Origin of the sequence: Lysinibacillus sp. NPDC048646 (assembly GCF_050272295.1) — a bacterium.
Classification (GTDB): domain Bacteria; phylum Bacillota; class Bacilli; order Bacillales_A; family Planococcaceae; genus Lysinibacillus.
Map to the genome: position 1 here is coordinate 379892 of NZ_JBNNLZ010000001.1, position 25124 is coordinate 405015.

21 protein-coding genes are annotated in these 25124 nt (G+C 39.1%); 5 read left to right on the forward strand and 16 right to left on the reverse strand.

Going from position 1 to position 25124, the window contains the following annotated elements:
- Positions 1 to 247: 247 nt before the first annotated feature.
- Positions 248 to 934: a Crp/Fnr family transcriptional regulator gene (locus ACQKII_RS01810; RefSeq protein ID WP_427455913.1), complete on the forward strand. Its 687-nt coding sequence runs from the start codon at positions 248 to 250 to the stop codon at positions 932 to 934.
- A gap of 110 nt (positions 935 to 1044) precedes the next feature.
- Here the strand turns inward: ACQKII_RS01810 and ACQKII_RS01815 are convergent, their stop codons facing one another.
- Both ACQKII_RS01815 and ACQKII_RS01820 read right to left on the reverse strand, forming a co-directional pair.
- The gene (locus ACQKII_RS01815; protein WP_143997368.1) at positions 1045 to 1353 is read right to left on the reverse strand and encodes a metal-sulfur cluster assembly factor; all 309 of its coding nucleotides are present in this window, start codon (positions 1351 to 1353) and stop codon (positions 1045 to 1047) included.
- A gap of 53 nt (positions 1354 to 1406) precedes the next feature.
- A complete protein-coding gene (locus tag ACQKII_RS01820; protein ID WP_427455763.1) occupies positions 1407 to 2171 on the reverse strand; it encodes a prolyl oligopeptidase family serine peptidase in 765 nt (254 codons plus the stop codon).
- A gap of 124 nt (positions 2172 to 2295) precedes the next feature.
- Here ACQKII_RS01820 and ACQKII_RS01825 point away from each other — a divergent pair, with 124 nt between their 5' ends.
- Positions 2296 to 3105: a Cof-type HAD-IIB family hydrolase gene (locus ACQKII_RS01825; protein WP_427455765.1), complete on the forward strand. Its 810-nt coding sequence runs from the start codon at positions 2296 to 2298 to the stop codon at positions 3103 to 3105.
- 81 nt (positions 3106 to 3186) lie between these two features.
- Positions 3187 to 4044, forward strand: coding sequence for a DegV family protein (locus ACQKII_RS01830; protein WP_427455767.1), 858 nt, complete (start codon positions 3187 to 3189; stop codon positions 4042 to 4044).
- A gap of 54 nt (positions 4045 to 4098) precedes the next feature.
- Here ACQKII_RS01830 and ACQKII_RS01835 read toward each other — a convergent pair whose 3' ends face one another.
- From ACQKII_RS01835 to ACQKII_RS01870, 8 genes are all read right to left on the reverse strand, one after another.
- Positions 4099 to 5568 (reverse strand): alpha-amylase family glycosyl hydrolase, encoded by a 1470-nt coding sequence (locus ACQKII_RS01835; protein ID WP_427455769.1) that lies wholly within the window; start codon positions 5566 to 5568, stop codon positions 4099 to 4101.
- A gap of 391 nt (positions 5569 to 5959) precedes the next feature.
- Positions 5960 to 6328, reverse strand: a complete 369-nt coding sequence (locus ACQKII_RS01840; protein ID WP_427455771.1) for a YisL family protein — start codon at positions 6326 to 6328, stop codon at positions 5960 to 5962.
- Between the two features lie 135 nt (positions 6329 to 6463).
- Complete coding sequence (locus ACQKII_RS01845; protein ID WP_427455773.1) at positions 6464 to 7366, reverse strand: fumarylacetoacetate hydrolase family protein; 903 nt, start codon at positions 7364 to 7366, stop codon at positions 6464 to 6466.
- A 110-nt stretch (positions 7367 to 7476) separates the two neighbouring features.
- The gene (locus ACQKII_RS01850) at positions 7477 to 8646 is read right to left on the reverse strand and encodes a DUF418 domain-containing protein (RefSeq protein WP_427455775.1); all 1170 of its coding nucleotides are present in this window, start codon (positions 8644 to 8646) and stop codon (positions 7477 to 7479) included.
- Positions 8647 to 8752: 106 nt separating this feature from the next.
- Positions 8753 to 12466 (reverse strand): helicase-exonuclease AddAB subunit AddA, encoded by a 3714-nt coding sequence (addA, locus tag ACQKII_RS01855; protein WP_427455777.1) that lies wholly within the window; start codon positions 12464 to 12466, stop codon positions 8753 to 8755.
- Between the two features lies 1 nt (position 12467).
- Positions 12468 to 15977 carry a helicase-exonuclease AddAB subunit AddB gene (gene addB, locus ACQKII_RS01860; RefSeq protein WP_427455779.1) on the reverse strand — a complete coding sequence of 1170 codons (3510 nt, stop codon included), beginning with the start codon at positions 15975 to 15977 and terminating at the stop codon, positions 12468 to 12470.
- 169 nt (positions 15978 to 16146) lie between these two features.
- Positions 16147 to 16770, reverse strand: coding sequence for a TVP38/TMEM64 family protein (locus tag ACQKII_RS01865; protein ID WP_427455781.1), 624 nt, complete (start codon positions 16768 to 16770; stop codon positions 16147 to 16149).
- A gap of 11 nt (positions 16771 to 16781) precedes the next feature.
- Positions 16782 to 17333: a helix-turn-helix domain-containing protein gene (locus ACQKII_RS01870; RefSeq protein ID WP_427455783.1), complete on the reverse strand. Its 552-nt coding sequence runs from the start codon at positions 17331 to 17333 to the stop codon at positions 16782 to 16784.
- 133 nt (positions 17334 to 17466) lie between these two features.
- Here ACQKII_RS01870 and ACQKII_RS01875 point away from each other — a divergent pair, with 133 nt between their 5' ends.
- Positions 17467 to 18198: an AzlC family ABC transporter permease gene (locus ACQKII_RS01875; protein ID WP_427455785.1), complete on the forward strand. Its 732-nt coding sequence runs from the start codon at positions 17467 to 17469 to the stop codon at positions 18196 to 18198.
- Complete coding sequence (locus ACQKII_RS01880; RefSeq protein ID WP_427455787.1) at positions 18195 to 18521, forward strand: AzlD domain-containing protein; 327 nt, start codon at positions 18195 to 18197, stop codon at positions 18519 to 18521. The genes ACQKII_RS01875 and ACQKII_RS01880 overlap by 4 nt, the downstream gene beginning before the upstream one ends.
- A 435-nt stretch (positions 18522 to 18956) precedes the next feature.
- On the opposite strand, the gene ACQKII_RS01885 is transcribed toward ACQKII_RS01880, so the two are convergent.
- The 6 genes from ACQKII_RS01885 to ACQKII_RS01910 all read right to left on the reverse strand — a co-directional run bounded on the left by ACQKII_RS01885 (position 18957) and on the right by ACQKII_RS01910 (position 25079).
- On the reverse strand, positions 18957 to 19181 hold the full coding sequence (locus tag ACQKII_RS01885) for a DUF2198 family protein (protein WP_427455915.1): 225 nt from the start codon (positions 19179 to 19181) through the stop codon (positions 18957 to 18959).
- Positions 19181 to 20362 carry a PDZ domain-containing protein gene (locus tag ACQKII_RS01890; RefSeq protein ID WP_427455789.1) on the reverse strand — a complete coding sequence of 394 codons (1182 nt, stop codon included), beginning with the start codon at positions 20360 to 20362 and terminating at the stop codon, positions 19181 to 19183. Before ACQKII_RS01890 ends, ACQKII_RS01885 begins: the two co-directional genes overlap by 1 nt.
- Before the next feature lie 123 nt (positions 20363 to 20485).
- Positions 20486 to 21928, reverse strand: coding sequence for a S41 family peptidase (locus ACQKII_RS01895; protein WP_427455791.1), 1443 nt, complete (start codon positions 21926 to 21928; stop codon positions 20486 to 20488).
- A gap of 212 nt (positions 21929 to 22140) precedes the next feature.
- Positions 22141 to 22728: a redoxin domain-containing protein gene (locus ACQKII_RS01900; protein WP_427455793.1), complete on the reverse strand. Its 588-nt coding sequence runs from the start codon at positions 22726 to 22728 to the stop codon at positions 22141 to 22143.
- Entirely contained in the window at positions 22725 to 23345 is a 621-nt protein-coding gene (locus ACQKII_RS01905; RefSeq protein ID WP_427455795.1) for a hypothetical protein, read from the reverse strand. Before ACQKII_RS01905 ends, ACQKII_RS01900 begins: the two co-directional genes overlap by 4 nt.
- A 414-nt stretch (positions 23346 to 23759) precedes the next feature.
- Positions 23760 to 25079 carry a murein hydrolase activator EnvC family protein gene (locus ACQKII_RS01910; protein ID WP_427455797.1) on the reverse strand — a complete coding sequence of 440 codons (1320 nt, stop codon included), beginning with the start codon at positions 25077 to 25079 and terminating at the stop codon, positions 23760 to 23762.
- Between the last annotated feature and the right edge of the window lie 45 nt (positions 25080 to 25124).

The window sequence follows — 25124 nt, forward strand, 5'->3', positions numbered from 1 at the left end:
GTTTGGCGTAATTACATTCACATTCCAGAGAATAACGTTTGACCTTTTTTGACTAACTTTATTTTACAACAATCGACAAGACCAAGCAAAAAATAAGCGCTAAAATTTTTTCCCCTTACTTACGGTAGATTACGTTATAATAATCATATGTTTCTTTGTTTTAATATATCGGAATGATTAATCACCATTCTTTTGTAATACGGTCACTATTACAAATAGAAAGAGATGTGTTTGATTTATGGTACTAATGGATGATAATCAAGAGAAAATCCATGCTCTTTTTCAAAAGCACGGTGTTTTTATAAAAGTGAATAAGGAAAGTAAAATTTTTTTAGAAGGCGAACGTGCGAAAGAAATATATTATATAAAAACTGGTGCTATTTCGATTAGTCAGGAAACTGAAAGTGGAAAGGAATTAACAACACGAATCTGTGGTCCTGATAGTATTATCGGAGAGGGTTCATTATTTTGTAACCTTACTTACCACTCTATGACTGCAAAAGTATTAGAGCCATCTACGTTATACGTCCTTAGCCGTAAATCGTTAGAGCAGTTATTATTAGAGCAACCGTATTTAATGATTGAGTATTTGAAATGGCTACAAACTGAAAATTTAAAACATCAAAGCCGCTTGCGTGATTTAGTATTAAACGGTAAGAAAGGTGCTTTATTTTCAACGTTAATCCGCCTATCTAATACCTATGGCAAGGTTTTAGAAAACGGCACTATTTTCATCGACTTTCCACTAACAAATTCTGAAATCGCTAATCTGTGTGCAACAAGTAGAGAAATGATAAATCGTATGCTAAATGATTTAAAAAAGCATAATATTTTATCCTTTGAAAAAGGATATATAACGATTCATGATCTACAAGTTCTAAAAGACGAAATCGCCTGTGAAAATTGTCCATTACAAATTTGTCGTATCGATTGATCCGTTCTATAACAAAATCCCACCTGCATATTGTGCAAGTGGGATTTTGTTTGTTTACGTACGCTATTTTGTACCTTACCTAGCTACAAGCGCCTTATGCTAAAGTCTTATTAACGTACGCCTAATGCCAATTTTGCATATCGAGACATCTTGTCTTTTGACCATGGTGGATTCCATACAATGTTAACATTTGTACTTTTCACTTCTGGTAGTTCACTTAATGCTGTATTTACTTGATCAACAATAACAGGACCCATTGGGCATCCCATTGAAGTTAGCGTCATTGTGACAGTTGCTAAGCCCTCATCATCTAATTCAACATCATATACTAATCCTAAGTTGACAATATCAATACCCAGCTCAGGGTCAATTACATTTTCTAATGCACTAAACATGCTGTCTTTCATATCTTGATCCATCCGTATTTCTCCTTCCATCACAGTGTTAACTTCATCATAGCAGATGCAACTTATTATGCCAAATGCTGCGCAAGCCATCCAGTTGCTGCTAGCATTCCCTCACGTGTCACAGCATGACCAGCTTGATTATCAACGAAGAAATTCAGATCTTCTGGATTTGTTTCATAATAAGCACGTAATTTTAAATAGAAAGTATACGTATCTTTAAATGGCACAGTTTTATCTTTTTTACCATGCCAGAAAAATATCGGGCGTTGTGCAAATTTTTCTGGTGTTAAGCTTATATCATACTTCGCTAAAAGCTCATTCGTTTTTCGTATTTCTTCTTCTGACATGGGCCAATTTAAGCCACTTTCAGCAAACTGCTGTAATTGATATGCGCCTAATTCTATAAAGCTAGGTGCACCCATGCATACCGCCGCTGTTTGTATCCAATCATAAAACTTTAAACAACCAGATGTGACAATTCCCCCCATCGAAGTACCTGCCACACCAATTTTATCATTCACTAACAGTTGTTTATTCTTTAACTCATTATATAATTGCTCTACTTCATGAATAGAATTTAAGACAATATCCCAAAAGCGTGAATTCATTTGCATCTCTGTTAAGCCTTCACTTCGATCACCATGTAATTTTGCATCTGGTAATAGGACACGCACCCCTTTATGGACTAGCTGATATGCATAATGTAAATTATGTTCTTTTGCACTCATAAAGCCGTGTAAGAAAATCACGACGGGGGTTTCTTCATTCATATCTTCTGTATATATATGTAATAAAGGAATATTTCCCCACACTTCTCTCTCTGTGAACATCTTTGTCACTCCCAACTTTTGTCTCTTCTTTTTATGTTAGCAAACTTTTTTCTACATGACAAAATTTTGACGCGAAGGTGACAAAGAGATACTATTCAAACATATAGGAAAGGGGCAACATGCTATGAAACCGCATTTAATTGTTTTAGATTTAGATGGGACGTTATTGACGGACCAACAACAAATTTCAAAGAAAACTAAAAAAACATTATTGCAGGCGAAAGAACAAGGACATCAGGTGATGATTGCCACAGGTCGTCCTTATCGTGCTAGCGATATTTATTACCATGAACTTGGACTTACAACGCCCATTGTAAATTTTAATGGTGCTTACGTTCACCATCCTAAAAATATAGCTTGGCACGCGATGCATACACCGATTGATTTAAGCGTTGTACGAGATGTCGTTGATTCGGTAAATAGTTATGAATATGAAAATATTATCGCCGAGGTGATGGATGACATTTATGTCCATACAGAGCATGACCGGATTTTAAACATTTTTAATATGGGCAACCCCAAAATTACACTCGGTGATTTATCGACACATTTGCAAGAAAATCCGACAAGTCTACTTATCCAAGCAAATGAAGCGAATTCTATGATTATTCGCGATCATTTACAAGCAGTTCATGCAGAGGTAATCGAGCATCGTCGTTGGGGCGCACCACTACACATTATTGAGATTGTCCGTCGTGGCTTAAATAAAGCCGTAGGTATCTCACATGTTGCTAAAGATTTAGGTATCCCACGTGAGCGTATTATTGCCTTTGGCGATGAAGATAATGATTTAGAAATGATTGATTTTGCAGGCATTGGTGTAGCTATGGGCAATGGCATCCCATCCTTAAAAAATATTGCCAATGAAATTACTACGACCAATAACGAAGATGGTATTGCTAAAATACTCATTGAACGCTTGAAATTATCATAGTTAAGTAGTAAGTTCAAATTGACTTTCCATTTTTTACAGTTTAAATTTGGAGGAAGACAGTTTATTTAGGGGGACAAGATAATGAAAATTTTTACTGATAGTGGATGTGATTTACCGAAGTCTTATTATGAAGAGAATGATGTCGTGCTACTTCCATTACGCGTGCATTTAAACGACAGCGAATATGATGATGTCATTGCAATTGATTCTAAGGAAATTTACGATGCTATTCGACAAGGTGCCCACCCAAAAACGTCACAAGTGTCACCAGAGCTCTTCCTTAAACATTTTGAAGAACTAGCACAAAGCGACGAAGAAGGCGTTTATATCGCATTTTCTTCGGAATTATCAGGTACATATAGTACTGCTATGATGATTCGCAATCAAGTACTTGAACAATATCCATCGTTAAAGCTCACGATCATTGATTCTAAATGTGCTTCCTTCGGCCATGGTTTAGTGATTGAAGAAGCGGTTCAACTTCGCAATACAGGTGCCTCATTGCAAGAACTTGAAACAAAATTAACCTCTCTTGCTTCACAGATGGAGCATCTTTTTACAGTAGAAGATTTAGACTACCTAGCAAAGGGTGGTCGCGTATCTAAAGCTAGTGCATTTCTTGGTGGACTCCTTAGTATTAAGCCGATATTAAATGTTGAGGATGGTAAGCTTGTGCCAATTGAAAAATCACGAGGACGAAAGAAGGCCATTGCACGTATGCTAGATTTGATGCAACAACGCGGTGGTAATTTTTCCGATAAAATTGTCGGTATTAGCCATAGTGACGACTCTGTCTTTGCAAACGAAGTAAAAACAGCCATCCAGGATAAATTCGCACCGAAAGCTATTCAAATGACAATGATTGGTTCAGTTATTGGCTCCCATGTAGGACCAGGTACAATTGCTATTTTCTTTACAAATAAAAGTTACCAAGCTTAATGTAAAAATCCCTCCACGCCCGACCAAAAGGCAAACTGGAGGGATTTTTATTTGTTATTTTATAGCGTCTTGTTCCTGACGACGTGATTTACCTCGTTTAATAATCACAACTACAAATCCTATAAATAGTAGCCATACTAAACCAAGTGCTACCATGTATGGAAGGTTTAATCCTTTATCTTCTCTAACTTGATAAATCTCAATCATTTCTCGGTCTAAAATCACTGGATACACGTCTTTTTCATTAATACGAACTTTTTCTTCGTGCAAAATACCATTTAGCATTTTACCTTCGCCAAGCTGAGCCGATGTAAAATCAACTCGTTGTGTTTTACCTGTATTGTTCACCATGATGACCCATTGTTCTTCATCAGAAGTTCGTGTAAATACAAGTAAACCGTTTTCATTTGTAATAACCTCAAAATCGCCATTGCGTATTGTGGCAGATTTATTGCGTAAGGATTGTACATTTTTCACAAAGTCGATTAACTCTTCATCAGTTTTAAAATTGTACAATTGATGCGTATCGGGTTTCACTTCCCCATTCATCGCAATTTCCGAACCATACTGCACAACTGGTATACCTGGCAACATAAATAAAGCACCCAACGCCATTTTTAGGCGAGTTGGTGGGAACATATTTTCATTCGCAGAGTCAAATGTAAAACGATGCGTTTGAAGGGAATCAATCATAATTTGCGTTGGTTTTTCGCCTGAAAAAGGGTCCATTAGCTTTGATGAATCCATATCAACATTTTTAAAAATATTACGGTAAATATCAGCCGTTGCAGGTGAGAAGTTCGCATCAAAATTGGCATCACTTTCTTCATTTGCAATGACATAAAACGATTCTTTCGTGCCTTTTAACGCCTCGATTAGCGCATTTATAAATGCTGTATCAGCATCAGCAATATTTGTTAAACGCATACCACCGATATTATATGTAGAGGCGAATTCTGTTGCAGCCTCAATCAGGGCGTTTTGTACATCTTTATTTTTCAAATCCCATTGTACTTGTCCATTATTTGTAGAGGTAATCCAATCCTGTTTTGTTGCATCCTTTGCCCATTCATGATTTGCACTCACATTGTTTAGAGGAAAGTCAATCATAACCGACATATTATTCGCTTTATAGACTTCGATAACACTTTGGAATTCTTCTGCTGTGCCAAAATGCTCTTCTAATGATGTATAGCTTGTTGGCATCGAGCCATCATACGTTTCTGTAGCGAAAATTGTCCCAATGGAGACAATCGTATATCCCATCTCTCCGATAAATTTTAGTTTATCTTGTAGCCCAGTGAAGTCACCACCTGCAAATTTCGAAGGGTCTTGCGTATTGGTATCAAAATCGTTAGTGCCCGAGCCATTAAAGAATCGGTCAACGAGTAAATCATAGATGCTTTCTTGTGCAATCGTTCTTGTTTGTACTTCGTCTGCCAGTACCACTGGTGTTGTTCCTAACAATGAAGTCACCAGTAAAAGCGATGCAGCTGTCGCACTTATCCACTTCTTAAATTTCACTTTTATTCCCTCTCTTTCAAACCAATCCATCGTCATTTTACCAAATAAAACAGTAACGTCGCTATCATTTCAAAATATTTTCCCAAATTGAAAAATGAATTACGGCAAAAAGGTGTCAACTTGAGCCATCTTCCCAGTCTAATCTATGCAGACAGAAGCGACACATAACGCTAACTACGCTCTATTCTATGCTAATTTAAGTTCCACTTTGGCCCACTCAAGCGATTGTAAGTTGTAGCTGAGCGGTTCTGCGGTTGACCCGAGCGTTCTTCGGCTAACCTTGCATTCTTCACTCGTCCTAAGGCAATCTATCACTTTAATTGGGCGATGCGTACTTTCCTTTAAACACTAAAAAGCCGTGAAGCGAAAACTTCACGACCTTTACGAGCATTTATGCTAGGAAATCAATGTTCATTGGTAATTTGAATCCTAAGAACAGTGTAATGAATAAGAATACTGCAAATAAAATCCAGAACATGCCTGTTGGTTTGTTTTTCTTTTGGCGAACTAATACCATTTCCATCATACCGATGACTAAAATACCAGCGATAAATTTAAAGCCATAAAGCATACCTTGCCCGTAATCCATTGTATGGATAAATAGTGCACCACCAGTAATGATGATTAAAATGTAAAATAATCGTAATGCCATATGTAAGCCTTTAGATTGCTTGCCACTAAGTGCTGCAATAAAAAAGATTACGAGACCGACTACCCATGTCGTAATGTGTAGATGTGTTGTATTTGTTAAAAAATCCATTCGTGTCCCCACCTCATTCTTTTTCTATCAAACTCTATCCTATCATGTGGTGGAAATCGTTTCAAATATTACAATTGCGTTCACTAAATTTACTAAAAAAATCCGCGGAGTATATACTCACGCGGATTTGAACAGTTATTCGAAATGATTCACTAATGTTCCAATTCCTTGGATAGATACCTTCACAGTATCACCAGCTTTTAAAAATTGTGGTGGGTTCATGCCTTTCCCTACACCCGCTGGCGTACCTGTTAAAATAACATCTCCTGGCTCTAATGTCACGTGCTGAGATAGGATGGATACCAATGTTTCTACAGAGAACATCATATCTTTTGTCGTACCGTTTTGGCGTACTTCATCATTAACTTTTGTTACGACAGTTAACTCTTGTGGATTTGGAATTTCATCTTTTGTCACAAGGTATGGACCAAGTGGACAAGTTCCATCCAAGCTTTTGCCCAAGAAGTATTGCTTATGTTTATCTTGCAAATCACGAGCTGTAATGTCGTTGGCGATTGTATAGCCAAACACGTAATCGTATGCTAAGTTTTTAGGAATATTTTTACCACGTTTACCAATCACGATTGCAAGCTCTCCTTCATAGTCCATTTGGGATGAAAGGTCTGCATGAATTGAAATCGTTTGACCGTCAGCAGCGATAGCAGTCGGTGATTTTGTAAATACCATTAGATCTGTTGGAGCTGCTTCTGCGCCCATTTCTTTTGCATGCTCATTATAGTTTTTACCGATACACATAATATTTTTTGGTGTACGAGGAATTGGCGATAACCATTCAATCACTGTAAATTCACGTTTGAAGCTATCCGCACGTTTTGATTTTTCAGCTGCCTCTACTAATTTACGAATCTGTTCTACAAAATCATAGCCTAAAGCAATGCCATCAACGATTGAATTTGAAAAAGAAGGGAGAACTTGAAGTTCATTTTGAATAGCCAGTACATCCCATACTGCTTCTTCTTTTTTTACTTTCGGTCCAAAACTTACATGTCCACCTAATTTAAATGATAAAATTTTCATGATTTAAGAGCTCCTTCTTTTTTCTACATGATACAACAATATGATCTAAATTACCTCAATTTTGCGATAACTTTTTTCACTGCATATAAACACTACTACGTATATAACAACTAATTGGTATCGCCGGGTTTCACTTTATATGTTAATTTACGCCAAATTGCTTCCATCGGTCCCTGCTTCCATTTTGATAGCCAAACTTCAGCGAACACCATTTGTACAACAATTATGCCAATGGCAATTAATACACCTGTTGCGACGCTGACTTTTCCATACCACCCAAACCCAAATTGATAAAATAAGCATGTCCCTATAATGGATTGTAATATGTACATAGTTAAAGACATGCGACCAATTTTGGCAAATGGACGAAGCAACTTTGGTACAAATGGAATCATGCAAAGTAATACAATCAGTCCAATGTAACCAACCGATAAAATTGGCCCTCCCACATACACCTTTATGTATTCAAGTAAATACGTACGTGTATTTAGAATTGGCATGCTCTTCACAAAAATACCTAAAGCCAGTCCTACTATCGTTAATGCTAGCCACAGCCATTTTAGCTCCTTTGCTCGCTCCACTAAATGCCATTTAGAAGCTGCCGCTCCAATAAGCATATACGGTAAAATAGTAAATAATGAAGCAATCCACATACCAACCCCAGCCTGTACAGATAGGTCTGATAAACGTTGCATAAAGGCGTCTAGCCAATTACCTGCACCATAAGCCGTTATCGCTTTTTCTACCGCAGTAATGTTTAAATACGAATCAATCTGCGTATTAAAGTTTATATAGCCTACTATAAACAACATAAAAACATGCATGAAACCATTAATAATTATTCCTATAGACAATAGCCAAACTGGATGCAGACGAAGAAGAAGCAGTAAAAAGACGCCACAAAATGCATAAGTCATTAATATATCGCCCCACCAAATCAGTACCGCATGCACAAGACCAAACATAAATAATACAACTAATCGCCGTAAGCCAGTACCATAAAAGTTTTGCTCACGACTTTGAGCTTTTTGCCATTGCATGGCTAGACCATAGCCAAACAACATAGCAAATAATGGGTAAAAGCTACTTTGGACGTAAATATCTAAGTTTTGTTGCCAAACCATATCAGATGGTGTCGTAAACCAAGACGCCAAATCTATATGTGGCATTGGCAAATAAAAGGCATACATATTAACGAGTAAAATACCTAGTAAGCTAATCCCACGTAAAATATCTAATGTTGCGATACGTTCCTGCAACATTGTTGGTTTTAAATCCACGAAATTGCCTCCTCTTTCAAACACACTTCCCTTAATATTACGCTATTGTGAAAAGACAGCCCATTACTTTTTTATAATGGACTGTTTTCATCATGATAAGGTTGCCTTATACGTATAATGCTCTTTCAATGTCGAATAAGTACAACACTTTGACGTCCACTTTCATATGCAAAATAGATTCAATGGCTTCACTATAAACTCGTAATTGTACACCATAGCGCCCTACTAGTTCCTTCGATAATGCTGGCTCCTCCGCAAAATGTGATTGAATACGGTCTGTCTTATAATCCAGTAATACCCATTCACCATTTGCATCCTCAAACAAACAATCGATAATTCCTTGGACGATTTGCGCGTCACCATCCTCATCCACACGACTAATCGTGAACGGCATTTCTCTACGAATTCGCTTCGCATTTTTTAAACGTTGGCCAATGTCTGTTGTGAAGAAATGCAATATTTTCGTTGATGGGACGACCTTCGCCTCTGCCTCAGTTAATAGCTGTTTGGTCACTAAATCAGCAACAAAGTTCTCAACCTCTTGCAAATTCGTAAAACCATACTGTGGTACATGTTGCATGATTGTATGGACAGCTGTTCCAATTTCTGCGCCAGTCATCTGTTTTTCCTGTAAGAAGGATGGCCTTGGTGCAATCGCAGACTTTTGCTTATTTGGTACCGTAAAAAAGTACTCTGGTTCTTCTTGACGCTGTAAATTTTCTAAGCGTTTAATTTCACTAACTGATGTTTTCGAGTGTTTTTGTGTAGACCTTTGGAATGGGTACTGCGCCCGGAAACGACTAGAAATTTCCGTAAGTAGCGCTGTATCCTCTACGGTTTCAAACATTTGCTGTACATCATCCTCTAAAGCTACTGTTTCATACATATAACAACTTGTTTCGATCGCTCGTACCCACCAATGTGATGCATCCTCTCGCTCTTTATACATCGTTGTAGAGAGTGGGCCAAAATCCACATGTCTTGCCACTGCAGGCCCTATCCAGTCAAAATAACAATTTGCACGAGCACGTAAATATTCCTGTAATGGGGCATCTACAGGCAAACTTTGTGCGTCCTGCCACTTGTCGAGCGTTTTTTCCCAATTTTTTACGGAGCCAACTAAAATCAGTCGCTCCTTCGCACGTGTCATTGCTACGTAGAGCACACGCATTTCTTCAGCACGCATTTCAAGCTCTTTTTTCTCTTTCATCGCTAAAAATGGTAGTGAGGTATAAGTAATACGGTCCTCTGGATCAATCGCTTTCACAGCAAGTCCAAAATCTTGGTCAAATAAATAGGGATTGTGGAAATCCATTTTATTAAATGGACGGCCCATACCTGCGACAAAAACGACTGGGAACTCTAGTCCTTTGGATGAATGAATTGTCACAAGGCGCACGACATCATCCTTTTCACCCATAGATTTCGCTGTTCCTAAATCATCGCCACGTGTGCGCATGCGGTCAATAAAACGTAGGAAGCGGAATAGACCTCGAAATGCCGTTTTCTCATACATTAACGCACGATCATGTAAGACACGTAAATTTGCTTGACGCTGCTTGCCATTGGGCATAGCTCCGACCATTTCATAATAATGCGTATCTAAGTAAATCTTCCAAATTAAATCTGACAGTGAACCACGACGTGCTAAATCACGCCAATTTTCAAATGCCAACATAAAACGTTGAAGCTTTTCAAAAGTAGTAGTCTGTACGCCATAACCTTCGCTGCGTATGAACTGTTTCAATGCATCATAAAAAGGCGCTTGGGGCTCGGCTAAACGAATTTTTGCCAGCTCATTTTCTGTTAAGCCCACGAATGGTGCACGTAATACTGAGGCTAATGGTATATCTTGATAGGGATTATCTACGATTTTCAATGTATTGAGTATAATCATGACCTCAAGCGCATCGAAATAACCCTTTGATGATTCTGCATAGAGGGGAATTCCTGCGAGCTTAAATTCCTCCACTAAATCCGTCGACCATGTCATCGAGCGCATTAAAATAACGATATCACTATATTTTAACGGACGTTCTGTCTTCATTTTAGTGTCATATACAGTTGTGCCATCTTCCATCATTTGCTGTATGCGTTCAATTATAAAACGAGCCTCATACTGCGATTTCTTTAGTTCTTCTAGTTCAGACGCTTCGATGACGATATCCTCTACTTCGTCATCGATGTCTTCTTCTTGCGGTGGATGTAAAACGACCAACTCCACTGGAACTTCCTTTGCATCATAAGGTGCAGCAGGCTTTAATGAAGCATTTTCATCATAATGTATTTCACCAACACGGATTCCCATTATTTGCGCAAAAACATAGTTTGTTGCGTTCAGTACTTCCTTGCGACTACGGAAATTCGCATTCAAATCAATACGCATACCTGTCCCATCAGGTTGCTCAATAAACTCACCATATTTCTGCATAAAGAGCTTTGGCTCTGCTAGGCGGAAGCGGTAAATACTCTGCTTAACGTCACCCACCATAAAAAGATTGCCGTCCAACTCATCGCCGGTTTTCACTAGCTGTAAAATCGTTTCTTGTAACATATTTGTATCTTGATATTCATCGACAAGCACTTCTTTAAAACGCTTTTTTAAATCCAATGCAACTGGAGATGGCTGTAGTTTTCCATCTACATTTTCAGTTAGTATTTGTAAAGCAAAATGCTCTAAGTCAGAGAAATCAATAATTCCTCGCTCTACCTTCGCCCTGCGGAATTGCTCACTAAACACGTTTGTCAACTCAACCAATGTGGCAATCGTCGGTGCCATGAGACGAATTTCTTCAAGCAACCTTGCTGGGGTGCGTACAAAGTAAGTTTCTTTAAGCTTATTAATAATTTTTTTGGCTGCATCACGCTTTTTCTTTGCCAGTTCTTGTAGATCCACATCGACTAAAGCATCCTTCGCCACCCGCTTTAATGTCGTCCACTTCACCGTCGAAAAGAAATCAAATAACTCCTGCCATGTTCCTTCACGACTAATACGAATCCCCTCTTGAATCATCGCAAAATCAATTTCTGCGGTTTCAGCATAAGGTGCAGGTCCTTCTGGCTGCAACGTAATCGCACGCATTTCAGAAATTAAAACAAAAGCTTCTTCAAGGCTATGTTTCACTGTGAGTTTCACATATTTTGATATCTCTAGATCATCAATCGTGACATCCTCTGCTAACTCATATGCTTTCGGTAGACTGTATAGCCATTTTTGCGGCTCAGCATGAACACGAGATGTATCATAAAGCTTGCTCATCAGTGTTTCAATAGCCTGATCATCACGATCTGATGTAAAACTATCAACAAGGCGATAGACTGCATGAACCTGAGCTTCATCTTCAACATCGTATGCAGCTTCTAAGACGTCCGCTAAGATATCATCTCGTAGCAATGCTACCTCTGCCTCATTCGCTATACGGAAACCCGGATCAATATCTAGCATGTACGCATATTGTTTGACAATGGCTAAACAAAAGGAATGTAGGGTCGAAATTTGCGCCTTATTGACAAGACTTAACTGTCTCCGCAAATGTTGTGATGTTGGATTTTCTGCGATCGCCTTTTCTAATGCCTCTGCCATACGATGACGCATTTCAGCAGCAGAAGCATTTGTAAATGTCACGACTAGTAGCTCATCAACATTGATAGGATTGTCGTTCGCTACAACCTTTTCAATCATGCGATTAATAAGTACCGCTGTTTTCCCAGAACCAGCTGCTGCTGACACAAGTGTATCCTGTCCACTTGCATAAATCGCCTTCCATTGATCGTCTGTCCAAGTAACATTCTCTGGCTTCACAGGTATTTGCTGCACCATCCTAATTCAACTCCTTACGAATTTTATCTACGACCTCTACCGGTTTCGCTTGCGGTAACTGACGATAATTTTGCTTACCATCAGATGGATCAAATTGACAGACTGAAGCAAATTGACAATAATCACATGCCGTTTTCGATTTTAATTTAAATGGGCTAATCGCAGTATCGCCTGCTAAAATCCCATTTCCTGCCTCTTGATGCTTCCGGCGCACAAAATGTTGAATATTTTTCATATCATTCACAGGTACAATGCGCGATTGAGATTCCGATGGGGTACCATCTTTTTTCATATAGACAGGGATAATTTGTGAATGTCCACTTGCTTCTTCAAGCTGCTCGTCCATTGATAATATAGCTTGTGGATTTTCTGTGAGAAGGCCCTTCATTTTGTATTGCTTTAAACGATCTTCCTCAATTTCACTGTGGCTCAAATCCTTATCGAGCTTTAACATCGGATTGTGGACATGAACATATAACACCCCTGCTGGCTCAGTATCTCCGGGTAGCCAATATGAGGCATTTTCCATCGCCACATCTAGATATGTCAATACTTGTAATGACAACCCATGATACACCTCGTTTAAATCTAAATCACGGCTCGATGACTTATAATCGACAATCCGTAAATAAGATCGATCATCAAATGATGCACTATCAACCCTATCAATGCGCCCGCGCATAAACATTTTCTTTCCACCTGCTAAATCAATTTCAAGCGCAGGTAGCTGCTCATGTTGCCCTGGTCCAAATGATGCTTCAATGGCAATCGGTTTAAAATGGGAGACATTCGCATGTTGGGTTAGCGCAGTCATTGTGCGTTCTACAATGCGGATAAGCTTACGCTGAATGTAACGGTAACGCGCATTGGATAATAAAATTTGATGTGAAAATACTGGTACAATCTGCTCAACAGCCTGTCGTGCTAGCTGCTGAATTTGCTGCCTTGTCAAACGAATCCATGAAAGCTGTTGGCGATGTGTCTCCTCTGTTATCCATTTTAGTGCTTCATGGAATAAATCGCCCATTGCAAATGTTTCTAAGCGGTATTCAGCACGTTCTTCTAAACGCAAGCCATACGTTGTGAAATGGGAAAACGGACAGCGAAAATATTTTTCCACACGCGACACACTCGATGTTAATCGTTTGCCATATAACTCTTGTGTAATATAATTTTCTAAAGGTTCTGCTTCATTTTTCTGTGTGATTGGTTGCATTACTCGGTCTAATACTAATGACCAGTATGGATCCTGCTCATAAAACTTCTGTAAAGCCAGCCATTCAGGTGCAAGCTCACGGCTATGTTCTGCCTGACGTAACTGCACCATCAAATGTGCTAATGCTGTTCTTGGATGACGTAAATAAGGCAGCACATTATCATCTAATAATTCAATAGGATCAATGACGACACGTTGAATGGTTATGCCACTTAAGAGACCCTCCGTTTTGTCATTGCCAATGATTCGTTTTATATATAAAGATGATAATAATGCCTTGCCCTCTTCATCTGCCGTCGGATATGTCATATATAACTTGTCAGAAGGAGTTGTCAAAGCTCGATATAATAGGAAATTCTCCTGCAGTAATCGATTTTTTGAGGTCGGTGCAAGTTCGTAGCCAATCTGGGAAAACCATTCACGTTCCGTATCTGACAGTAATCCTTCATAATCCATTCGTGTTGGATAAATGCTGTCATTCATGCCTAGAACAAAAGCAATCTTTATGTCTGATAATCGTGCTAAATCGACTGTTGCCACCATCACTTCATCAAGTGTAGGTGGGATACGAGAGAATTCTAATGTATCAAAGCCCTCATCTAAGATTTTCGCTGCTTCTTCGACAGACATCTCCTGCTCGCCAAACATGTAAACAAACTGATCCAACACTGCAACCCATTCGTTCCATGCCTGATTATGCTCACTTGCTGCAAGTGCATCTCCTCTGTCTAACTCTCTGTCTTTCATAGACTGAAGCTTGTCATATACTTGTACGGCTTCAATCAGCTCAAATAATGCAGTCGCTACAGCTCTTCCTGTTTTCGCTCGTATAAGCTTATCCTGAAAATCTTTTAATGGTTGTCGTATCTCATCTCGAATTGCCTCGATTTCTGCCTGCATCGCACGTTCTTCGTCGGTTTGTATACGCGAATGGAATTCAAGGCCTCGATATTTTTTATAAAACCAGCGTGATTCCTCAAACCAGCGTTCACCGTAAATTCCTTGTGCCAAACAGTAATTTTCTAAACGATCCGCTCGTTCACGCCAAACACTTCGCTCAGCATGTAAAGGGAAAAATAAATCTGTTTTTACGCTACGAAAAACAGGTTCGTATTTCCAATTAGTGGTAACAACCTCTAAAGCCGAACGACTAAATTCAATTAAAGGATGATGTAACATTGTCTTTTTCGTATTCGTAAATATAGGAATATCATACTGCTGGAAAATTGTTGAAATCAGTGGATCATATACATCTGCCTGTCGATAGAGCAGCACAATATCCTGATAACGATAATCTTCCTGCCTTGTCAGTTTTGTTATTTCCCGGGCAATGGCATGGATTTCAGCCCGACGATTCGAAGCCTCTAAGACCACTACATCTCCATCTGTTTTTTTCGTATGTGGCACCATTTCTGTAAATTCTGCTTCCACATGACGCAAATCTTCGGATAGAAAACGATGCGTTTTGATAAAATGTAATGGTGCTTCAACCTCAATCCCTTCCTCTTGTGCAATATCAAGAAGACGCTGATTGGTTGTCGCTGCTTCATTAAAAAGTGCCTGCTCATCTTTAGCTTCGTCTTCATGGTCAAAAGGTAGAACTACTGTTACGTGCTTCGTCACCTTTAGCAGTTCTTGTACAAGCTCTAACTCTCTTACTGTAAATGCTGTAAAGCCATCTATATAAATCGTTGCTTGATTCATGGTCTCTGAATGTTTCAGTTGTTCCGTTAAAATCGGATAATAGCCCTCACTATCGACATAAGTCGTGCCAAGTCGTGCCTCTAAAGCTTGCAAGACAATTTGTAGGTCATTGGCTTTCGCCTGCAATGTATTCGGTGCATCAATAGCCTTCAAAGATGCAGCCACCTCAGACAACACCGTACTATTCACACTATAGCGGCTAAATTCACGTAGTAAAGTTTCAATTTCTTCCGTAAAGCCCCTCTTTCCAGCAGCTTGTCGAAATAACGAGAATTCGCTTTTTTGCTCCTCTAGTAGTTTGCGAATGAGCATCCGATAGCCGTAGCCGTTAACTTCTTTACGAGCAATACCACCTGTTTCCTGTAGCACAAGCCATGCCAAACGTTTAAACGTCATAACCTGCGCCCGGATTAAACCCTGCAAGCCATGTTTATTTGTGAGCTCATACTCCGTTGAATAAGACATTTGGTCAGGTACGATAATAAAAATCGGATAGCCTAACGGATCTGAACTTAACTGCTCGACAATCTCTTTATGAATAAACGCTGATTTTCCTGTACCAGCACGTCCTGAAACAATACGTAATGTCATTCACTTTTCCCCCTAACTTTATTCTATAAATCAAGATGCCTTGGCATTAGTGTTACTACCGCCTCAATTTTTGTGAAACCCGCCTAAGGCTATATGATTTAAATTAAAAAGACCCTTCTACCATTTTACATGATACAAGGGGCTAGATGTGTATATTCAACTCGCATGATTATTCATTTTTCGGCAATTTTCGCATTCGCTTCAAATCTCTTTCCACCCGGGCATTCAATCGCTTCTCTATCAGTTTTCCAATCCACCACAGTACGACAATCGCAATACCAGCAACTATTAATCGTACAGGACTTGTCAGTAACGATTTTAAATCATAGCCAAGCACACTCATTCCTAAAATCATGACGAATTTACCTGCTAACAGCACTATTAGGTAGTATTTTTTATGAATGTGAGATAATCCGGCTACTACATTGACAATGACAGAAGGTGTAAAGGGAAAACACAGCAATACAAACAACGGGCTAATTCCATTCATATCTACCCATTGAATAAGTTTTTTCACCTTTTTACTGCCCGTTATAAAACGGAACTTTGGATGCTTGCCAAAATGACGGACGAGTAAAAAAATGACATACGAGCCCGCCGCTGAGCCAAGCCAAGACAATAAAAAACCCAACCATAAACCAAATGCACTTGCATTTGCTACGACGAATACAACCAATGGCAAAAACGGCAAAAATGCCTCGATAAAAGGCAATAACAAACCTATCAACGGACCAAATGTTCGATACTGCGCTGCAACATGCTCAATATTTTCTACAGTAAACCATTCACTCAATATAGACACCTCTATTTGTATTGCAAAATTAAATGTAAAATTGTCAGTTCTTTCGATGTATTTTTATATTCGTGTACTTGATGCCCCGAGAATACCAGTGTTTCCCCTTCTACTAATTGTTCATGCATTTCTCCAGCAGAAATAACAGCTTGTCCTTGAATAACTGTTACGGTTTCCTCTACCCCTTCTGTGTGCGCTTCACTCCTACTGCACGCTCCAGGCTCCATTTCAATCTTGTAGAACTCCCAGCCTCGCTCTGGATCGTAAGGTATGATGGAGTACACGCGATAGCGTCCCTCGTCCTCATCGACGCGTGGCGCATCCTTACTACTAAATTTCATAAAATGGGCAGTTGGGGGTTGCAATAGTGAAGAAAATGAAATCCGTAAGCCAGCAGCTATTTTCCAGATAGTTGATACGGTCGGATTGGATTCACCTTTTTCAATTTGAGCTAGCTGTGCCTTACTAACTCCCGTTGCTTTGGCAACATCGTCTAGGCTTACACTTCTTTGTTGCCGTATTTTCTTTAATTGAAATGCTAAATTACGACTCATTTGTTCCAACTTAACTCACCATTCCCTATTGTTTATTTTATAAGACATATGTATACTTTAATAGACATACCTGAACTATCTAACTATTCCAACATTACATTATTAGTATACATGGATTTTTTTTCGAAAGGATGATCTATTTATGACAAGTACAACAGAACTTCACGATAAGTCCACTACCTCTACAGACAACAGCTTTTTACAAGGAGTCAAGGACTGTGTTCCTACCTTACTCGGTTATATTAGTATAGGACTTGCTTTCGGTGTTGTAGGTTCCGCTTCAGGTTTGTCTGTACTTGAAATCGCACTATTAACAATACTCGTTTATGCAGGTTCTGCACAATTTATTTTTTGTGCACTGCTCTTAACTAGTAGTCCTGCTTCTGCCATCATTGTAACCATTTTTGTGGTAAATTTACGCCATTTATTAATGAGTTTAACTTTAGCGCCTCAATTTACTCGTTATTCTATGTTACGAAATGTTGGATTCGGTACATTATTGACTGATGAAACATTTGGTGTGGCAGTCACGAAACAAATGCAAAACGGCAAATTATATGGAAAATGGATGGATGGACTAAATATTACCGCCTATTCATTTTGGATTTTGTCCTGTGTTGCCGGTGCTTTTTTAGGGCAATGGGTAGCAAATCCTGAGAAATGGGGCTTAGACTTTGCATTGATTGCCATGTTTGTCGCTTTACTTGTTCTGCAGCTTAGTAGCGTCAGTAAAAATAAGATTATGCACTACTTGATGTTAATCGGATATATGGCGGTTAGTATGTATGGCTTAGCCTATATAGTACCTTCTCACGTAGCAGTGCTTCTAGCAACATTAATTGTAGCAACAATTGGGGTGGTGACAGATAAATGACAACAACAGCTTCAATGGTGTGGCTTATCATCGGTTGTGCACTTGTAACCTGGTTACCCCGTATTATTCCATTTATGTTTGTACGCAGTGTGAAGTTGCCGGATGTCGTATTAAAATGGCTTAGCTTCATTCCTGTCTGTATTTTAAGTGCCCTAGTCTTCGAAAATTTATTGGACACAGAAAGTAGAAGTTTTGTAACACTCGACTGGCCTGTATTTATAACATTTGTGCCAACACTTATTATTGCACTTGTCACAAAAAGTTTGTCCATTACGGTTGTTGCCGGGGTTGTTATTATGGCAGCGGTAAGATTCTTCATGTAAAAAGGTACTTGGCAGATTTTTGTCTGCTAAGTACCTTATTTTTGGCTCATCACCATAGCGTGGGGTTGATTTCCGTTCCGGCTGGGCGCTTTCCTGGTGGCGTCCGATGAGCCGCTCCAGGGTCTCATCTGTGACGCTGATCCCCAAGGAGTCGGCCAGCCTCCACTCCAATCAACTTATATAAAGTGAAACTTCAATCAGTCGGGGCTTTCTTCATCTTCCACATTAAATAGAGGAACACAAGCTAAAACCTTCACATCCTGTAAAAAAGCTTGTGTGACCAACATCCTGTCGCTGCCGCTGCGCTTTCGCACATAAAACATTTGTTGCCCCGAACCAATCGGTCTTTTACGGTCAGTTGATCCACCACCTAGTTAATGCAGTATAAATGGCATACATTTTAACAAATGTCATCCCCAACTTTTGATGATGAGGCTATTTTTTTTGCATGCGACTTGCGAGCCAAAAGCCTACCGTTAACGATAATGCATCTACAACGAAAATAATTGGCGGCGAAGTATAACCTGCATAAACCGATGCTGCAATGAGTGCAATTGCTAATAAAAGAGCCACATAACGGTTATACGTAATTCGTGTAAACAATAACACTAATAATGCAGGTAAAAATAACGCCAACATCATTTTTCCAAAAACATCTATCATACATCTCTCTGCTCCGCTAACAATAGACCAATACGGTAATGATCATTGCTGTAAATTACATGCTGCGTTAGACGTATCTCATTGTTACGATCAAGTACCTCTAAACGACAATGGGCCGCATTTAATTGTAAAGCCTCATATAATTCGTTTTCTGTATAGATGGAACGCCCATTTACTTTACGAATACATTCCCCTGCAAGTAAACCCATTTTCTCTGCTGGTGAATCCGGTAGGACTGCCGCAATGACTGCCCCCTTCGAGCTTGGGGCAACCGCATAAATCTCCGTCTTGTCCTGCATCGCATTATATATTGCAATAATAAGACGAATGATGACGCCTACTGCAAGGGTGATGAAGCCAACGAGAGGCTCAAAGAATGAAGCAAGTCCGCCTATTAATATAAGCTGCCCTAACAATAATACGGAGCGCCCAATTCTCGGTAATTGTAAAACTGGCAATTCTTTTCTTGAAAGCTTTGAAAATCCGATAACTACTGGAAATAATACAAATGCAAATGTACTTTCACCCAATGTGAATTGTGGCCAATATGGAAGGACTGGCGAAATGATATCACCAGGCATTATAAAGAGTATCGGTAGCACCCATAGGTTTCTCGTGCGATACACAATAGCCTGCATTCCACGCTTCGTCTTTTCAACACGTGGCGTTGTCACCATTGTAGATGTTCGACGAATCAGCATACCTTCAGCAATCACACACAATCCACTTATAATCGTGATTGTTACAATTGCACCTTCAAATAAATCCGTACCCTCTAGCGAAACTTTCCACCATGTAAACGACCAATTGTATTGATACATAGCCCATGTTGCCAGAGTTGCAAGCCCCATTGTATAAATGGGTGACAGTGAACGGATGAAAAACAGCAAGAGCGCCAGTGCAGAGCATACTACCAAGACAAGTAAAAATGTTTTTGGTACTGTCAAGCCCACCCCAACACTTATAATTGAAATGATTAGCGCATAAGACCATCCACGTTTCCATTGCCCTACTAACTCTGTCCAGCCCCAAATAATACGTCTATGAAAAAATTTACGCTCCTGCTTTACACGACTATATCCTAATAAGATAGCTACTAAAATTGCTATATATATTACTGGGTTCAGTAAAAAGCGGCCAATCGCTGTTACAAATTCTATTAAAATATTACTAGCCATACAGACACCCGCCATTTCTATCTCGATTACTATGCATTCATTGTATCAAAGGACCACACTCTTGCGTAGTACAAACTAGTAGAAAGCTTCGTATTCCCATCATATTTACTAGATATACAATGTCTATTGTTCAATATTATGCAATAAAAAGCTTGTTGCCATCTGGAATTGCACATCATTTGTGCGATTTTCTTTATAGTTTTTTAATGTTTCATTTAAGCTATTAAAAAAGGCTGTATCCATAGAAACATCATTCTCTGATTTCTGTAACTTCTTTTGCTTACGATAAAGTTTTACAGCTTCGTCTGTCGCTTCATCTAAATAACCGTCCAATCGAACAATCTGATAACCTAATTTTTGTAAAGCTTTTTGTGTATAAGCAATTTCTTCACTCATATCTCCTACTTTAAATTGTCCTGTTAATGGATGCAATTGCAGTGCAAATAATTCATTTTGTTCAATGACTAAACCAGCTTCAATCCCTTGCCCATGAATCCATTCACGTTTTGGTGTCAGCCATTTATTTGTTGATAGTTTAAGTTCTCCTCCATTTGAAAGTGCCCAAGATTCCTGCACTGTGCCTTTACCAAAACTTTTCACACCGACAATGGAAGCACGATCCCAGCTTTTTAACGCACCACTCAGTACCTCACTTGCCGATGCACTGCCTTGATTTTGCAAAATAACAATCGGTATTTTATTCATTGTTTGCAAATATTTTTCATCAAAACTTTTCGATTCTGTCTTTAATGGTTCCATAGCACCTTCAGCATTTTGCATATACGCAAACACCTTACCATTTTCTAACACCGTACTCAGTAGCGCTGCCACGCTATGTAAATAACCCCCCGGATTATCACGGACATCCACAACAAGCCCCTCTATATCTTTACGCAGTAATTTACTTGTTTCTGCAACCCACTCATTAGCAGTTTTCTCACCGAATAGCGAGATTTCTACATAACCAATTGCAGTATCTTCTACCATTACTACTTCACTTGCTACAGTTTTATTGGAAATTGCGGCACGCTCAATGGTCATTTTAATATGCTTATCTTCACTTGGACGATAGACCACTATCGTAATCTTTGTACCTTTTTCACCTTGAATCAATTGCATTAATTCACTCATCGTCTTACCGTCTATCCGTACACCATCAACTTGTACAATTTCATCGAGAGAACGCATTCCTGCTTTTTCTGCAGGGGACGAACGAACAGGAGACACAACGATAAATTTCCCCTTATTTTCCGATAGTTCAATACCAATGCCAACTCTTTCCTCAGCTAGCATTTGCCGATGTTGCTCGGCCTCTTCCTTCGAATAATAGGTACTATAAGGGTCTTTTATCGCATCCGCCATGCCTCGAAGAGCCCCTTCCACTAATGCATCCTTTTTTGTACTGTATACGGATTGTTCCTCAATTAAATGTATTGCTTCATTTATCGATTCGACCTCTGTCACTTGCTCCTTTTTCTCCGCACCATTAAACCAGTCAAAGTAAAATCCACTACCTACCAATAAACTACTGATAAGTACGCCGACACCTGCCGTAATTTTGCGCAAACCTTCCCTCCTCTGTCTCTTTACTGTATGAATATTCTTTTTCAAACATACAAAGTAAAGTTGCCCCAAAATCATTTGTGGCAACTTTTATTTTCTAGATTGAAAGCAAAGCGGCTTCCAAACACTAGGTTCAATGACGTCGATTGTTATTCTACTTAAAACAAAAGATGCCCCAAAAGTATTCTTCCTTTTGAGACATCTTCTAGTGCTTATTAGTCTAGTGCTTCTACATAGTCCTTTAGCATATCCACATCCATTGGCCCTTGAATGGTACGCTGAATATGTCCACTTGAGTCAATAAAATAAGTCGTTGGAATCGTTAAAATTTGATAATCAAAACCCGCATTATTTTCCTTATCGAGTAAGATTGGAAATGTTAATTCATAACTATCCTTAAAGGTAGTAATTGTCTCAATTTTAGCAGCTTCGGTAACATCTCGCTCAGCCGATGTTAAATTGACAGCCAAAATTTCTACATTTTCCTTCTTGGCATATTGGTCATAATAATTTTGCATATGAGGCATCTCTGCTTTACAAGGCGGACACCATGTTGCCCAAAAATTAAGCACTACTTTTTTTCCACGTAGGTCGCTTAAAGTGACCTCATCACCATCCAAAGTTGTTAATGTGAAATCAGGGGGTGTGTCCCCTTTTTTTAAGCCAATTTCTCGTTGCTCTGTTTCTTTTCCTAAGGAAGCGGCATCAATCTCGCGGTCCTTATCTATTTGCTGTTTGACGTATGTACCAATCATCCCGGCCACTAACAACACGACAACAAGCAATCCAATATTTTTTTTCATTTTTTTCCCCCTACCCGTTGAATTCCGAGGCCTAGCATAAGTAATAGGACGCTCACCCCAACAGCCGGTTGCCATAATCCCTGTGGCTGAAGAGTAGCAACAATTAGATACCCAACTGTATAAATTATGATTGCTCTAATAGGAGCTGTTATTTTCCATAGTATGAAAAGCGTTAGTATACTTAGCACTATTAACGTAATAACTTCACTATTAATTGAATTGTCATTTAATAATACCACGAACCATTGATAAATGGATTGCGTTAAGATGATTGCCCAAACGCTCGCCGATACTCCTTGTGCATCAAATTGTAACTTTTGTCGCTTCCATAAAAGCTGAAGTAACACAGTAATAGCACCAAAGTAGACGCCCAATGTTCCTCCATTAAAATAAACAAGTGCAAATGGCTGTGCAAGCACGGCATTAAAGTCCGTAATAATTAAGCTGAATTTCCAGACAATAATAAAGGTAAAGATTGCGTCAGCATATACCCCCGACCATTTCTTTGAAAACTGCATACGTAAAACAAGCCACACAATGAAAAATGCGGCCAATAAAGCGATAGCTGTTGCTGGTAATGTTAATGTACGAATCGAAAACCACTCTGTATTGACCACCCTACAAATCCTCCATGAAAAATAGATAGCATTAGCATAGCATACAATACTTTTTCAACACTTAATTTCACAGCGTGTTCAAAAAACCGTCTTAAACAATCAGATACTGCTTATTTTTTGAGCAAACTACTTGATAAATACCCTACTGCGTATATTTTCCTTTACCATAACTTGACGAAATTTATAATTTCTTCCTTTTGAAATAAATAAAATTTAGAAGAGAGCACTAGTTGATGGTAGCGAAGGCGGCGACTCCTGGGAGATTAGCGTGACGTCTGAGACTACAGGCTCAGGCCACGCCCCCCGGAAAGCGTCCGCCGTAGCTGACATCAACGCTTACATCAAAAAAGTGTTAGATCGACATCAGTCAATCTAACACTTTTTCTCTTTTGTCCCAGCCTCTTTCATTAAATTTTACAAAGGAATATATTTTAGCGGGTTTACACTACCAGCTGCTTGTCCCTGCCAAGAACCAATATGCACTTCAAAGTGTAAGTGTGGACCAGTTGAACGTCCAGTACTACCCATCGCGGCAATTTGCTGCCCTTGTGTCACTTCTGTTCCAACACTAACGTTGAATGCACTTAAGTGTGCATAAACTGTTGTATAAATTTGACCATCAATAGAATGTGTAAGAATAACTACATTGCCATATGAGCTAAGTGGTGCAGCATAAGAAACGACACCGTCAGCAGCTGCCCAAATAGGCGTCCCAGTTTTGTTGGCAAGGTCCACTCCGTAGTGGAATTCTGGGCCAGCCCCAATATTACGCCAACCATATGGTGATGTTAAACGGCCGTTTGTTGGTTTAATCCATGTACCATTAGATTGTGGTGCATTGACTGTTGAAGAGCCAGATGAACCGCCAGATGAACCGCCAGAATTTGCAGCAGCCGCCGCCGCTGCTGCTGCAGCTGCTTTACGTTTTGCTTCTTGTTGACGTGCAACTTCGGCTAAACGATTTTGTTCTGAAATAATTTGTTGTTGTAATTCTGCACTAACCTCAAGTGCCTCTGAATATTCTTTTTCAAGTAATACTTTTTCAGATTTCAGCTTTTCTTGCTCTTTTTCTAATTGATCGACTAATGTGTTTTTCTGTGCTTTTTGTCCATCTAATGAAGATTTTAAACGCTCAAGCTCTTCTTTGTTCTCTTCAAGCTTTTGTCGTTTGTTTTCAAGTACTTGTTTCTGTTCTTCTAATGTTTCTTTATCTGCTTTTTGGTCACGTATAATTTGACGATCTGCTTCAAGCAAAGCATTAACAGCTGAGAAGCGGTCGATGAAATCTACAAAGCTATTTGAACCAAGTAAGACATCTAAATAGCTGACAGAACCACCCGCTTGAATCGCACGAGCACGTTCCTGTAATAATACATCGCGCTCTTCAATTTTACGCATAAGCTCCTTGATCGATTCTTCTAATGCTTTAATCTCTTCGTTTGTAGTTTGAATATCCGCTAATACATTTTTTATATTACTATTTGTTTTGTCGATTTCAGCGTTTAGCGTTTGAATTTGATCTAATAGTTTTTGTTGCTTGTCTTCATTCACACTAATTGCACTTGTTTTATTGCTGATTGAAGAATTTAATTCATTTTTTTTTGTTTCGACTTGTTTTTTCTCATCTTTTAAATCCGATAAACTAGTTGCATACGCTGATGGAGTTTGGATAAAAAGGAATAGTGCAGTCACTGCTGCAAATATTTTCATAGAGTTTTTTGCCATACTTTTCACCGATTGAACTCCCCTTCGACTATTAATTCTATATTTCACTTAAGG